12 protein-coding genes are annotated in these 14,031 nt (G+C 43.3%); 9 read left to right on the forward strand and 3 right to left on the reverse strand.

All coding sequences use genetic code 11. The annotated features are described in order from the left end of the window. Positions 1-10 precede the first annotated feature (10 nt). On the reverse strand, positions 11-1,303 hold the full coding sequence (locus FGS84_RS18055) for a hypothetical protein (protein WP_138309841.1): 1,293 nt from the start codon (positions 1,301-1,303) through the stop codon (positions 11-13). 304 nt (positions 1,304-1,607) lie between these two features. Here FGS84_RS18055 and FGS84_RS18060 point away from each other — a divergent pair, with 304 nt between their 5' ends. After that, positions 1,608-3,026, forward strand: a complete 1,419-nt coding sequence (locus tag FGS84_RS18060; RefSeq protein ID WP_138309842.1) for a sugar transferase — start codon at positions 1,608-1,610, stop codon at positions 3,024-3,026. 17 nt (positions 3,027-3,043) lie between these two features. Next, positions 3,044-4,441, forward strand: coding sequence for a hypothetical protein (locus tag FGS84_RS18065; protein WP_138309843.1), 1,398 nt, complete (start codon positions 3,044-3,046; stop codon positions 4,439-4,441). A gap of 146 nt (positions 4,442-4,587) precedes the next feature. Here the strand turns inward: FGS84_RS18065 and FGS84_RS18070 are convergent, their stop codons facing one another. After that, the gene (locus FGS84_RS18070; RefSeq protein ID WP_138309844.1) at positions 4,588-6,870 is read right to left on the reverse strand and encodes a hypothetical protein; all 2,283 of its coding nucleotides are present in this window, start codon (positions 6,868-6,870) and stop codon (positions 4,588-4,590) included. 170 nt (positions 6,871-7,040) lie between these two features. Here FGS84_RS18070 and FGS84_RS18075 point away from each other — a divergent pair, with 170 nt between their 5' ends. Together FGS84_RS18075 and FGS84_RS18080 are read left to right on the forward strand one after the other, a co-directional pair. Beyond that, positions 7,041-8,969 carry a hypothetical protein gene (locus FGS84_RS18075; RefSeq protein ID WP_138309845.1) on the forward strand — a complete coding sequence of 643 codons (1,929 nt, stop codon included), beginning with the start codon at positions 7,041-7,043 and terminating at the stop codon, positions 8,967-8,969. A 26-nt stretch (positions 8,970-8,995) separates the two neighbouring features. Further along, positions 8,996-9,790, forward strand: coding sequence for a hypothetical protein (locus FGS84_RS18080; protein ID WP_138309846.1), 795 nt, complete (start codon positions 8,996-8,998; stop codon positions 9,788-9,790). A gap of 101 nt (positions 9,791-9,891) precedes the next feature. Here FGS84_RS18080 and FGS84_RS18085 read toward each other — a convergent pair whose 3' ends face one another. Continuing rightward, positions 9,892-10,824 (reverse strand): hypothetical protein, encoded by a 933-nt coding sequence (locus FGS84_RS18085; RefSeq protein ID WP_138309847.1) that lies wholly within the window; start codon positions 10,822-10,824, stop codon positions 9,892-9,894. Positions 10,825-11,002: 178 nt separating this feature from the next. Between FGS84_RS18085 and FGS84_RS30950 the strand changes: the two genes are divergently transcribed. The 5 genes from FGS84_RS30950 (at position 11,003) to FGS84_RS18110 (ending at position 13,996) form a co-directional block, all read left to right on the forward strand. Next, complete coding sequence (locus tag FGS84_RS30950) at positions 11,003-11,176, forward strand: hypothetical protein (protein ID WP_171042667.1); 174 nt, start codon at positions 11,003-11,005, stop codon at positions 11,174-11,176. A gap of 14 nt (positions 11,177-11,190) precedes the next feature. After that, positions 11,191-11,436, forward strand: coding sequence for a spore coat protein (locus tag FGS84_RS18090; RefSeq protein ID WP_138309848.1), 246 nt, complete (start codon positions 11,191-11,193; stop codon positions 11,434-11,436). 234 nt (positions 11,437-11,670) lie between these two features. Then, positions 11,671-12,213, forward strand: a complete 543-nt coding sequence (locus tag FGS84_RS18095; RefSeq protein WP_138309849.1) for a DUF4231 domain-containing protein — start codon at positions 11,671-11,673, stop codon at positions 12,211-12,213. After that, entirely contained in the window at positions 12,141-13,277 is a 1,137-nt protein-coding gene (locus FGS84_RS18105) for a hypothetical protein (RefSeq protein ID WP_243130013.1), read from the forward strand. Before FGS84_RS18095 ends, FGS84_RS18105 begins: the two co-directional genes overlap by 73 nt. A 170-nt stretch (positions 13,278-13,447) precedes the next feature. After that, positions 13,448-13,996, forward strand: coding sequence for a hypothetical protein (locus FGS84_RS18110; protein WP_138309851.1), 549 nt, complete (start codon positions 13,448-13,450; stop codon positions 13,994-13,996). Positions 13,997-14,031 lie beyond the last annotated feature (35 nt).

Here is a 14,031-nt window from a genome sequence, read left to right on the forward strand (position 1 = left end):
GAATGCATTATTAAACGATAATACATCCTAATATATCTATTTTGAAACTACGGCATAGGTTGAGTTGCTGTTCTAACTGTGGATACGTATCTTTTCCAACCTTGATAAATAGGATACAATTCTTTATAGATATCATTTGCTGCAGTTCGTCAGCATCCTCAAATGTATTATAACCTTCCACGGTGGGAATGCCTGCCTGCTCAGTTAGTGTCTTATAATCATTAACTGCTTCTCGAACTCTTGGCTGCTCAGAGAGTGCGTTTAAGAAAAGAGAAGATAATTGATGTTGCTGAAGAAGCAGTTTTATATCAATCAGGCTTCTATCAAGAGAATGGATATAGGTATCCGGCATCAAGCCAATGTTCAAAACAGGAACGTTATAGTTTTCTATATCTTTTGCAGACCGTATGCGGTTTCCCAGTATATACTGGAGCATAAAGCATATGCATGGAAGGATGATACCAAAGAGAAATCCGGATATTGCATATTTTATTATATTGGCAGCTTTATTTACCGAGGTATCGGGAAGGGATTGAGGCTTGCTCTTTTCTATATAGGCGCTTTTTGCATTCTTCTGGGAAATTAATTTGTTATTTAAGTCCGAGCGGTTTGTTATATAATTTTTCAGATTGTTTCGGGTGCTGTTCTGTGTATTGGCTACACTAATATCTGATTTGATATAGTATGAACTGTCTATTTCGGACAGGGAAAAAGTACCTTGAACAGAAGCAATCGTGGCAACCTGATTTTGCAGCCTTGTTTTTATGATATCAAGAATCCTTTTTGCGTCATCGGCGTTATAATGAATTAATGATATGTTTAAGACATTGCCGTTTGTAGAACAGGATATAATTTCTTTCCAATATTCTGTATTTAAATTGGTAAATTCTTCGGATAATGCTTCTTTTAATCCACCCTCATTCACATATAGAGTTAAAGCGCTTAGTATATTATCTATCTCTCCATCCGACTGAATGCCATATTGTACAGAGGCTGTCTGGATGTTTTGAGAATCAATTTTCATATAGATTGAATTATCTATATATGTCTGCAGCGAATCAATCTGCTGGTTGGTTAGGGAAAGACTGTCTTCTATATCTGCAATCATTGAATCATATTCAGCCAAACGCTCGTTATACTTGTCTACCTCGTCCAGTTGCTGTTTATTGAGACTTAATTTAGGAACGGCTTTTCTATATCCTAGGATTGCAAAGAGCATAGTGCAAGCCAAAACAAAAATACCAATGATTATTCTCTTTTTGTATAAGTCCTCTATTAAGTTACTAAAATAAACTGATTTCATAATGCGGCCTTTGCTCCTTTTATATTTTATTGTACTATCGATTCTAGGCGCTATTATATCATAGTTTAGGCTGATTTACTTGATTTTTTCCATAATTTTTAGTATTCTTGAGTACAGCAATTATAACCGTAAATTTTGCGCCATATATAGTTTTTACATTTTTTCGCTTTTTTAGCAGAGAAAAAAACTAAAATTAAGCGAATAGTAAGGCCTTTTTGCATTGAATATGCTATAATGTTCACGTTGACAGCAAATCATAAAGGTGAATAGATTGTAATAGGACGTACATGGGGAGCGAAGGATAATGTACCAGAAAAGAAAAAGCATTGAAACGATGCTGATATGGACGTTGGATATTGTTTGCATACTATGCAGCTGCGCGGCGGCATTCTGGATTCGTTTTGAACGGTTTTATGGAGCTATAAGTCACTGGGACCAAATTTGGCAAATTGCTTTTATGATTTTTATCTATATAATGATTAATGTGTTTGTGGATTTTAATCACCATTTTTTTAGAAGAGGTCCTTTTGAAGAATTAGTAAGTGTTGTTCAGATGGAAGTGGTTTTTGCAATCTGCTGGGTGGTGCTTCTGTTTATCCTTCATAGAACAGAAGACTTGTCAAGACTTGTATTTGGCTATTTTATTGTTATTAACCTAATTCTTACTTATGGGGTGCGTATAGGTTTTAAACAGTATATGGTGCAGATTTATAAATATGGCAGATATAGTAGCCGCATGCTCCTGGTTACAGATTCGCGGAGGGCAGCAGATGTCATTGGTAACCTAATTGAGTATAAGGAATGGAATCGTATTTTGAAAGGGATTGTATTTCTTGATAAAGAGGTGGATGGAGAATTATTTATGGGATATCCCATTGTGGCTTCCCGGAATTCATTGTTAAATTATGTTATACACAATGATATAGATGAGGTATTTATAACACATACAGAGATGCTTCCTATTTCTGTTTTAAAAGACTGGGTTTCAGATATGGAACAAATGGGAATTATTGTGGATGTAAATATTGATGCGTTTGATTTGCTGAACCGGGGCAATAAGGTACTGAATCGTGTGGGAAAGTATGCAGTTGTTACATTTGCCAGGAACATCATTTCTGCCAGAGGCCTGGTAATGAAACGCCTGTTGGATATAGTTGGAAGTCTGGTTGGGATGATTATACTTGGGATTGTTACTGTTATTGTAGCCCCGGCCATAAAACTGGAGTCACCAGGACCGGTCTTTTTTGGTCAGACGAGAATTGGAAAAAACGGTCGTAGATTTACCTTTTACAAATTCAGGTCTATGTATCAGGATGCAGAACAGAGAAAAAAGGAGCTTATGGAGCAAAATGAGGTCCAGGGCTTGATGTTTAAGATGGAGAATGACCCAAGGATTACAAAAGTAGGAAGGTTTATAAGAAAGACAAGTATTGATGAATTACCACAGTTCTGGAATGTTTTAAAAGGGGATATGAGTTTGGTTGGGACAAGGCCGCCCACAGTGGATGAGTTTGAGCGCTATGAGGCAAAGCATAAGTGCAGACTGAGTATGACTCCGGGTCTGACTGGTTTATGGCAGATTAGTGGAAGAAGTGATATAAAGGATTTTGATGAAGTAGTTCAGCTGGATATGCAGTATATTGATGACTGGAGTATCTTGAAGGATATCAAAATCTTGCTTTTGACAATTGGTGTTGTTTTAACGGGAAAAGGATCAAGATAAGTGATAGGAGAGAAGAGATGTATACAGATAACTATGAACAAGAAATTAATTTAAAGGACTTACTTTTTTCTGTTCTGTACAGGTGGAGGATATTGTTGTTTGCTGCTGTTGCAGGCATGATACTGATAGGTGGATATAAAGCGCTAAAAGTCACAGGAGACAAGATTGCAACAGAGACAGCTGATAGTTATGAGGAAGAATTCACACGATTTATGGAAGAAAGGGCAGCAGTTGAGAAAACGGTTCGAAATCTTAAAGCGAGTATAGATGAGCAGAATTACTATATAGCGAATGCCCCGCTTATGCAGATTAATCCATATAATGAAGTTATATCTGCAGCAGATGTGGTGGTTAAGAGCAAGGATTCTACAGAAAGCAGTATGGATAGTCTGCTTGCACTTTATAAGTCTTTTCTGCTTGGAGGAGACTATTTAGATAAGCTGGCAGATGAGAATGGATATGAAAGCCGGCACCTGAGGGAACTTCTGAGCATTACAGAAGAAAGTATGAATTCAGATTTGTCACATGTATCGATGATGGTATCGCCTTTATATGAAAACCATCAGGAGATAAAATTATTGCATATAAAGGTAAAAGGAACTGATTCTCAGGCAACAGAAAAAATTTTAGAAGAAGTTTTAAATGAATTGGAGACACTTCATGCCTTATATAAAACAAAGCTGGGAGAACATGAGTTAGATATACAGAAGATGCCGGTGAGCGAAACGGTAGATACAGATCTTCTGGACTGGCAGCAGAAAGTGCGGAGTAATGCGGGGACATTGAAAAAAGAGCTGGAGGAATCCCAGAAAAGTCTAAATAGTCTGAAGGAACCTGTTGTATCAACGTCAGCGGAACATTCTATAAAGAGTAGTGTCAAGTACGCTATAATTGGTTTTTTCGCTGGAGGGTTTATGGCTGTATTTGCAGTGAGTGTACAGTATATATTAAATGATAAAGTAACCTCTGATAAAGAAATAAGAAACAGATTTGGATTAAAAAGTTTGGGGGCTTTCTATCAAGCACCACGCAAAAGGATGTTAGGATTTATAGACAGCTGGCTCCGCAGAATGGCAGGAGATGATAAGGTGTGGCCGGATGATGCAGTGCTGGAAATGATTACTACGAATATAGGTAACTATGCATCGGGAAAGACTCGGCTGTTCATTACAGGATTTGCATCACAGGATACTATGGATAAAGTGTGCCAACAGATTCATAAGGACTTACCGGAATTGTGCGTAGAAACAGCGCGTGATATGATTTCTAATGCATCTGTGAGAAAGGCCATTGCTGAATGTGAAGGAATTATTTTGGTAGAAGAAAGGAATACATCAAAATATTCACTGATTGCCCAGGAGTTGGAATTAGCTTCGAATATTGGATGCGAAGTGATAGGTGTTGTGGTAAGCTAAGGGAGATGACTTGTTGGTTGTAAGCTGACAAGGAGTTTTAGAGGTTCTATCGCTGATAAATGATTAAGATAAATGGTAAATATAAGAGGCAAAACCATAATTAATGAAAGAGGACTCAACCCCAAACCGTTGAGTCCTCTTCCTTTTCACCCCCCAAGCACCTGACTATAATCATAAGAATACTGTTCCAAATAACCCTGGAACTCTCTCTTGGACATTTTTATCGATGCATCGCACCGGCCGCTTCCTGTAAAAATATAAGGATAGGAACTGCTCAGCAGGGAGTGGTCGCAGATTTTTATCCATTTTACATTCTCATTCTTAAAGATAAAGAAGGGCGTAATGTTCCCGATTTCAAAGCCCAGTTCGTTTAGCTGCTGTATGTTTAAAAGCTTCAGCTTTTTGCTGAATACCACCACTTCATTATCAGTGGTTTCTTCAATCTGTTTATTATAGGGAAGGGCGATGGCGTAGTAACATTTTATCCCTGGCAGGGTCATGCTGCCGGATGTGTTTCTGTCCTGGCAGATGAGGACTTTTACGTAGTTATGGCCATCCTCACGCAGACCCTCCTTTTTCAGCTGTTCATAGCGGTTGTCCCAGGTCCTTGCATAGGCGTGATGGATAAGGTGTTGTTCCATGCCGCTGCTGCAGACCAGGGGCTTGGTTTTCTTCTGAGCCACAATATCCAGGAAACATCCGCGGCAGTTGCTGAAGGTCATGTTGTCCAGTGATACGCCTTTTCTGGCATATTCTTTGTCCAGCTCTTTCAGGATGTTTTGCAGAAAGTGTTTTCCCTGTTCAAATAATACGGATGCAACTGGATAGGAGTATATGTTTTGTAGTTTAAAGTATCTGCCTACAAAGCTTTTGGCGTCCTTATAATTGTTGGTTTCACAGTATATATAATATTTTCCTGCTTTATTTATGTTGACCTTGGCTGTCTTTGTGTCGGCAACTGGAAGGAAATCCATATTCTGATTCAGGGTTATCCAGTCTATATAGTCATATATGAATTCCGAATTATAGTACGATATATAAACGATTCCGTCATTTTTAAGCCAGGTATTGATATACTGGTAGTAAACAGAGGGATATCTCAGAAAGCTGGCATAGCCGGTACCGATTACCACCAGGTCCACACTATGATACAGGGAGCAGCGGTTGGTTATATAGTCTGCAATGGATGAGGTGAATATGGAAAAATCCCCCCGTCCTCCGAATTTTCTTTTATACTCATTGATACAGTCCATGGCATTATCCAGGCAGATGATTTTCTGGAAATGCTCCCGCAGCATTAACAGCACAGGAAAGCTGACAAACCCAATGGATACGGCCACTTTATCACGGCTGCAGGGGGAATTGCCGGAGCTGTTTTCACGGGATAGGATTTCTTTTATCCGCTCGCATTCGAAATTGATTTCATGACGGTTGGCAAAATGGTCCTCCCACAGGATTCCTCTTTCGGCACGCTTGCCTTCCTTCAGCTTTTCATCCAGATGGCTGAATATAATGTTTTTATAGATGACGCTGAAGTATTTGCTGATGCGGTTCCAGATGGTATCGCAGAAGCGGTTGATGGGAAGCAGTTTTTCGGCATCCGGTCCTTCCTCGTATATGAAATTCTCACTGGCGGATTCTTCTGCCACGTCTTTTACCTTTAGCTTTTCCACATAAATATTGTCCTGGATACAATAATGTAATTCTTTCTGGGAAACCCTGTCCGCAGTTATCAGGACCATCATGTTTACCTTGTCCGGGTTATCCCGCATGAACAGGGAGAGCTGCTGCAGTTCTTCTTTGGAATAGGAATATTTGATATGCAGCAGGGTGCGGTAGCCGTAGGAACTTTCAGAGTCAGCAAATCTCAGCATCAGCCAATTGCCGTCTTTTAGTATGGGCTCTGTGTCAATATCAGAGCCGCGGCTAAAGGCCCAAAAATCCGCATCAAAAAATTTGTACCCTTTACCCTTAATTTGCAGTTTTTTAAGCAATACTTTTCGTATATACTCTAAATATTCGGGATTGGTAATGAGTTCTTCCAGCAAATCTAATTTCCGGTCATTCTGATAATTGAAAACATAGTACTGGAGAAAACGGCAGATACCGGCTTCCGGAGACAAGCGTTCCAATATGAACTGGACCGTCTTGACGTCCTTGCCTTTCGAGCGTATATTTGCCATGATTTTGACATCCAGGTCCTCTTTGTTGGCGGCCAGCAGGGGCATAATGTTTTTTTCTATCTTCTGAAAATAGTGGAGAGCCGGAGAGGATATACTTTTCTTCCAGTTCGTCACACTGTTTTTGGCACATTCAGCCAGATTGGCTATCTGCACATATGTGATTCCTGCTTCGTACATGGAATTAATTAGAACCTGCATTACTTCCAGGTTTTCCTGTTTTGCGGTTAGTGTTTTGCTATTAGTCATATGTAATCCCCCCATGGAATCATATACTTATACAAATATTAGGTTTGACAAACTTGGTGTTCAGCGGCCTATCTTGAACTTTCCAAAAGCATGTTTCACCGCGTATAATATGATTATAGCATATAAATCTGGTTTTGAAATGGGAAAACGTGAAGAAGGGGGGCTTATTTATGTTATTCTTGCAGTCGCTTGTGACACAGGCTTCAAACCTGTTTACCTGGAAGGAGTTGTTGGGGTTGGCAGGAGCCGCTCTGGCGGTGGTATGGATTATTACCATCATTTTCAGGACAACGGGAATGGTACCGCTGCTGGAGCAGGCAATCAGTTTTATTATCCAGCAGGTTTGCTCATTGATTCTTGCAGGCTTTCAGCTTACATTTAAGCTCCTGCAGGCTGTGGAGCTTTATATGGTCCTTTTGCTGGATGTTTTGACGGGGAAACATACATCTGAACAGAAAGTGTGTGTATTGGCCAGCAGTGCTTTGTCCATCGCCTCTTTTTATACTACATATTTAGGGTGGTGCTATTGCATTAATAACAAGCTCATCGCAGGACTGCTGACAATCGGGATACAGACTTTGCTGTTAAGGACAAGCCTGCGGATTGGTTTGGAGATGGACTGGGACAGACAGTCAGGATATCCGGGCAATAACAGCATGCTCCATGTTTCTGTGGCCGGAATTGCACTGCTTGTGCTGGTAAGCGGAGGCTACATTGTCAACCGGCTCCCCATGCACCATTACTATGACCGGAAGATTTTTAATTATGTGGTTGTTTATTTCAGCCTGGTCCTTGTTATTTACATCTTCTTCTCTTTCATCAGTTCTGTCAGCCATTACAGGATGAAGGATAAAAAAACAGCGCGGATGTTATTTACCATTTATTTCGGAACCTTGGCAGTGTCATCCTTTTTTTCCTTCCAGGCATTTTTTACTACGTTGTATCCGCAGAATATCAGAAGGATGGACACATTTACGGAGGCAAAGCAGTCAGTGGTGCGTTCTGTCTCGCTGCTGTATCAGGACATGGATTCGGATTTCTACCAGAAATTGTCGGCGGATGTCCAGGAACAGCTGTCGCAGGCTAAAGACCAGCTGGAAACATCCGGGCAGACGGCCAGGACAAAGAGGGAGTCCTATATCAGCCAGTACGGCCAGAGTTATCAGGAATATTCTGAAGGGATGAGTGCCATTGACAAGGCCACTGATAAAATACAGGAATTGGACCAGCAGCTGAGTAGTGATAAGAACAGCATTTTAGGAAATACCAATAATACCGTTGGCTTTTATACACAGAAGCTTATCAATGATTTGGAAACCAAACATGATGAGGATGTCAGGAAACAGGAGGATATCATTGCGGAGCAGAAGACGCTGTTAGCCGGAAATCTGTTTGCCAGCCAGCCTGCGCTTCTGGCGGAGTATGAGGGCGCTGTAAACGGTGATGCGGGAGACGGGGATGATGACAGTCTGCTCCGGGATATTGCATCGGCATCCGCTTTATTGCAGAAGGATGCATGGAGTGAATCAGACCGGGACGGATTTCAGGAATCCTGCAGAAACATACAATTGGCTTACCCTGAAGTATCTTTGTTAAGCGGGGCAGCTGTTCTGGGCGAATATAAATGCTTTCAATTCCAGTATCTTGCAGGTATGGATGCAATTACAAAACTGCATCTGAATGAACAGGCGGAGGAGATAGAGTCACGGTATGGGGAATTGAGGAATACCCTGTTTGAGAATGGTTATATGATTATCAATTCAGTGCCAAAAAGAAGCTATGGTTTTACGGCAGACGGACAGGAGATAAAAGTCTCTCCGGTTAATGCCGAAGAATATCTGGCAGCTCTGGAGCAGGACTACGCGGATACAAATATGGATAAGCATATTTTTGAGCAGAACCTGACCTCATTTTGGAAGAAAAAGGTACCGGGTATATTATCAGCCCTTATTGCGGTCATGGTAGACAACCTTATTTTATTTGTGGGCTTTATCAGTCCCAGACAGCTGGAATTTTTTAAGAATATCATGAGTGCGGAGCCTGAGAAAAAGCGGATTGTATTGGAACATTTATTCAGTAAACCGTCTAAGAGGGCGTGATGATTCCTGCGAAAGGAGGAGGCAGTATGTTTAACAATCGAAAAGAGAAGTTTGGAAAATGGATAGCGCAGCAGGAGATTGCCGCAAAAAGTGTAGGCGGCAGTGATTATTCCCTGCGGGCAGCTGAGACAGATATACGCAAATCCGGATTCAGCGATATTGTCTCCAGACTTTTAAATGAGAAAAAGGCTGTCCGGGATTCCGGTTACATCTATATTGACCCCTACTATCAGATGTACGACCGGCCGGGGCGGGATGGGAAGCTGCTGCAGAATGTCAAGTCGGACGCATTCAGGACAATGATTAACCAGAGTGAGATTCTGTGTTACCGTTCCGATGAGCACAAGGGTATTTTTCACCGCCTGTCGCAAAAGGAAGTGCGGCGCTATAACTGTATTCAGATTATGGCTCAGCTGATACGAAAGAATCTTGCTTTTTTAGATGACCTGTGTGAATATATCTACCTTGATATTAATTTCCAGAATGTACTGGAAAAGAAGTCCAATATTCCCAGTGACTTATCTAATTTCCGCACCATGATGGGAGAGGGAAGGAACCTGAAGGATATTTTGGATTTATTGGAGGAGGCTGATACGGTAAGGACTGACAATGGGGAAATCAGGATTGTACTGTCACAGAGTATTGTAAAGGACTATGGATTCCAGACCCAGCTGTATAGCCTGCTGGATATAGGAATCGCCCAATTGGATGACAACAACCAATACCTGCTGTGTACAGAGCTTTCCACCTGGCTGCTGGATTATGTGGAGCATGCATGTGACCGGATGTCCTTTGCAGCTTTATATGAAAGTGCTATTTAATTAAGTGAAATAGGATGAGTAAAGTGAAATAGGATAAGTAAATTGAAAAAGGAGCCTCGCCGGTAATGATGTCAATTAACCGGTGAGGCTCTCTGCATGGATTATGATATGATTCTGCTGCCGGTCCCCGGCGCAGCCGTGTCCTTCTCAGTATTCCAGATTCCGTCACTTCCCAGCCAGTAATACAAATCCTGGTCAGATGATTTTACATAACAGTCAGATTCCATATATCCGTTATGTCCAAAGTAATACCAGTTGTCGCTGATGCAGCGCCAGCTGTTCACCGGATAAACATTGTTCGGATATACATAGCGCCAACCGGAGGATGTTTTATCCCATTTTCCGTTGGCAATGAACCAGGCGTCCTCGGTTCGGATGGTCAGGGGCTCGGAGCTGCCGCTCCATGGACCGGCCTGGGAGCTGTAGGTGCCTAATGCCCTTACGGTAAAGGTATAATTTCCCTCCACATTAATATAAGAGCTGAAATCATAGGTGGACTCAGCAGTCTTCTGGGTGGTTACCAGTATTTTATCCCGGTACAGGCGCGCTTCGTAGTTTTTGGCTCCGTTTACCTTATCCCAAACAGCGGTGGTCTGGTTCCAGCTGATGGATGTGGTAACAGGCAGATTGCCGTCTATGGCAGGCAGATAGACCTGAAGGATTAAGGCGCTTCCGTCCCCGTCCTTTTCCGCGGTTTTAAACTGGGCGCCGCAGCCGGTCAGGGAAAAGATACTGCGCTGGGTGCCGGAGAAATAGTATCCGTCCTTGGCAGAGAGTTCCACTTCCACCACGGGCCTCTCACCGTAGTCCCACTGGTCGTCCTTTTTGTCGTACACAGCTCCTTCTACCTTGAATTCACTGTTGCTGGATACTGCATATACATTGCCTACCAGTTCGCCGCCCTTTGGGGCTGAGTCCCAGGAAAATGTCAAAGGTATGGATGTGATTGCTTTGTCCTGCCCATAGGCTGAGAAAAGGGTACCTATGGAAAGGAATGCTGCCAAGGCTGCAATAATGAGTGATTTTTTTGCCATTGTGTATCCCTCCTTGTGGTTCCGGAAAATTAACTGCCGGTATACGTGTTACTATTACTATTGTACTGTATTTTAGGGTGGAATTACAAGTTTTATTTGATAATAATATTAAGTGAGATGCGGATTCGTGCATATCCTGAAAAGATGGGCGGCATACTAATCCCGGAGGTGATATATTATGAGTCCGAAGGAATTAAATTATATTGAGGATGCACTAGGCCATGAGCAGTTTTTAATGACGCAGTGCCAGGAAGCCATCCAGAATCTGCAGGACCCTGTTCTTAAGAATCAGGCCCAGCAGATGGAACAGAAGCATCAGCAGATTTTTGACAGTTTCTATAATCTTGTATAAGGAGGAAGCAGAGAATGGATGACAAGTGTATTATGGAGAACCTTCTCCTGACCGAGAAGGGCGTATGCGACCTGTATGTTCACGGAACAATCGAGTCTTCCACTGCCAACGTGCACCAGACCTTTAACCAGGCGCTGAATGACAGCCTGTGTATGCAGGATGACATCTATAAGCAGATGTCCGCCAAGGGCTGGTACCAGACAGAGCAGGCGGAACAGCAGAAAATCATGAAAGTAAAGAATCAGTTTGCAGGTATGTAATCCAACCTGATTGGGTTTTGGGAGACTGATTGGATGAAAGGACGTCAAGTCATGGAATGGTCCGTGGCCTGACGTCCTTTTTGTGCGCCGGGTCTGCGCTATGTTTACCGCACCTGGTTATCCAATCCAATTGTGCCGCCTGCTGGTCCATCCATGCCGCTTATATACGGTACTGCAGGGACCTGGTGTATCATGGCAGCATGAGTATAATCCAAAGGAGGTCTTTAGATTGAGATGAGATTATCAGGAATGGACACCTACAACATGGGTAATGACAGGGATTTCTTAAAAAGTATTGAGGAGCATGTCAAAGACCCGTACATCAAGGAACGCCTGGTCAACAGACTGGAGTGGTACATGGTTATGGCGAACCGGTGCCAGTGTTTTTATTATATGGCTGCCTGTATGGGAATTGTTATGCCTACCCTTATACTTCTTCTGAATTCCATCCCGGGAGATATGCTTTCTGATGGAATGCGGCAGCTGTGTATTACGGCATTATCCGGTTTGTCGGGAATCGTCGGAGGCCTGTCCGGTATTTTCGGGTGGCATGAAAATATGATCCGGTACCGGGCTAATGCAGAACGGTTAAAAAGCGAGACTTCTTTTTACATGCTGGGTGTGGGAGGCTATAGGGACAGGAAACAGAGCGACCGGCTGTTTTTAAGCGTACTGGAAGATTTGTCCCTTAAGGAGAATCAGATGTGGCAGAAGGAGGAGAGCAGCCATCCGGCATACAGACAGGAACAGAGTGGAAAGCGAAGGCCCAATGTGTGACAGGGATGTTGGCGGAACTGTTGGCAGAACTGTTGGCGGAACCGTTGGCAGAACTGCTGGTGGAACTGTTGGCAGAACTGCTGGCAGAACTATTGGCAGAACTGTCTGCCGGGATTACAGAATGTGGATTTAGGATGAACAGAAGGAGGGATATACATATGGATATACATATGAACCACAGAGAACAGAATATAAGCCATACCAATTCGCAGAATGATTTCGCGCTGCACAGGCGCCTGCGGCAATGCTCACCCGGCCTTCACAGAAATTATCTGGAAGCTTCCGCAGGAGCCTGTATGATGCTGGACCGGTACAAGACTGTATTTCCCCAATACACGGACCACAGCAGCCTTCATTGCCTTAATATCATGAATCTGGCCGGGCAGCTTGTGGGGAATTGCCTGCAGCAGATGAATGGAAGTGAACTGTATGTGCTTCTGACGGGAATCCTGTTCCATGATTTGGGGATGGGTATTTCAAAGGCTGATTTTGAGAAGCTGGCCCCCGCCCTGTGCGGGGAACGATATCCCGCCAAGGGCAGTGAAGGGGAACTGATTCGGGAATACCATCAGGAGTTGGGCGCCCTGCTGGTGGAAAAATACAGCGGGATTTTTGAAATCAGGAAGGAGTATGTGTTTCCTGTGATGCAGGCAGTGAGAGGTCATAGGAAAACGGATTTATGGGATGAAAATGCCTTTCCCGCTGTATTTCAGACCGGGGCAGAGTCTATTTGCCTTCCCTATATCGCGGGAATCATACGCCTGGCAGATGAAATGGACCTGTGCCGTGACAGAAACAGTACCCTTGGAGGGGAGGAACAGCTGATTTCCGATGCTTACAGCCAACTGGTATGGAGGACCCATGACACGGTAAAGGAGATGGAGCTGACGGAGAAGGAATGTATATTGTATGCAGAGGGCGGGAGCAGGGAGACATGGGAAGAACTGGAAAAATGGGCGCGCAAGCTGCAGAAAACCATGGATGAGGTGGAGCTGGTCATTGCATCCAGAACTCCGTTTTATTTGCCGGGGAGGATGGTGCGGATTGTTGGAATTATGCCTTGAATGTCTGAAATCCGGAGGCGGGATACACCGGTTATGCCAGTAACCGTTCAAAGGATGCCGTCATGGCGCAGAGGTACTGTTTTCACGGTATGATGGCTTTGCAGTCATCCGGAGGGCTGTGCTGATAACAGGCAAAACCATATAACAATTAAGAAAAGGAGAATCACAGGATGGAAAACAACACATTAAAAGCCTCGATTGGCATTGAATTTTCCCTGATTGGGACACAGCTTCATGCCATGTATGAAAAAAATGAAGGAGGGTACGCAGTACTTTTAATTCCGTCGGAACAGACGCCGGACAGCGGTATTTCCGTAAAGGATTTGATTGATGACATCAAGAAGATGGCCAAGGGAGTGTCCGGCAGCGATACTGCTGTGGATACGACCCAGCTTGAGACTGCCATGACCGAGGCCGCCAAGGAGGGCGGCGGCTCCACATCCATGAAATTGGAGGATATTGTAATCAAGCTTCAGATGGCTTATCTGTACATCAGCAAAAAGGGAGAGAACTCTGTTCTGGAATATGCGTTTCAGCTGCAGGTGGTGACGGAAGGTCTGGTGCCGGAAACCATCAAGCCTATTGTGGATGTAACGAACCTTTCTATTTCCGTCTGGAATACGGACAGAAAGAAGGTAGTGGACAAGATGGCTCTGATTACTGTGGACGAATACCTGGGTGCGGCTGCACTGCCGGACAAGAGCCAGGCAACAAAATAGAGTGGGAAGCACGGTTTAGGAATCAGTAAACTAAG

The organism is Clostridium sp. 1001271st1 H5, assembly GCF_005845215.1.
Classification (GTDB): Bacteria; Bacillota; Clostridia; order Lachnospirales; family Lachnospiraceae; genus Enterocloster.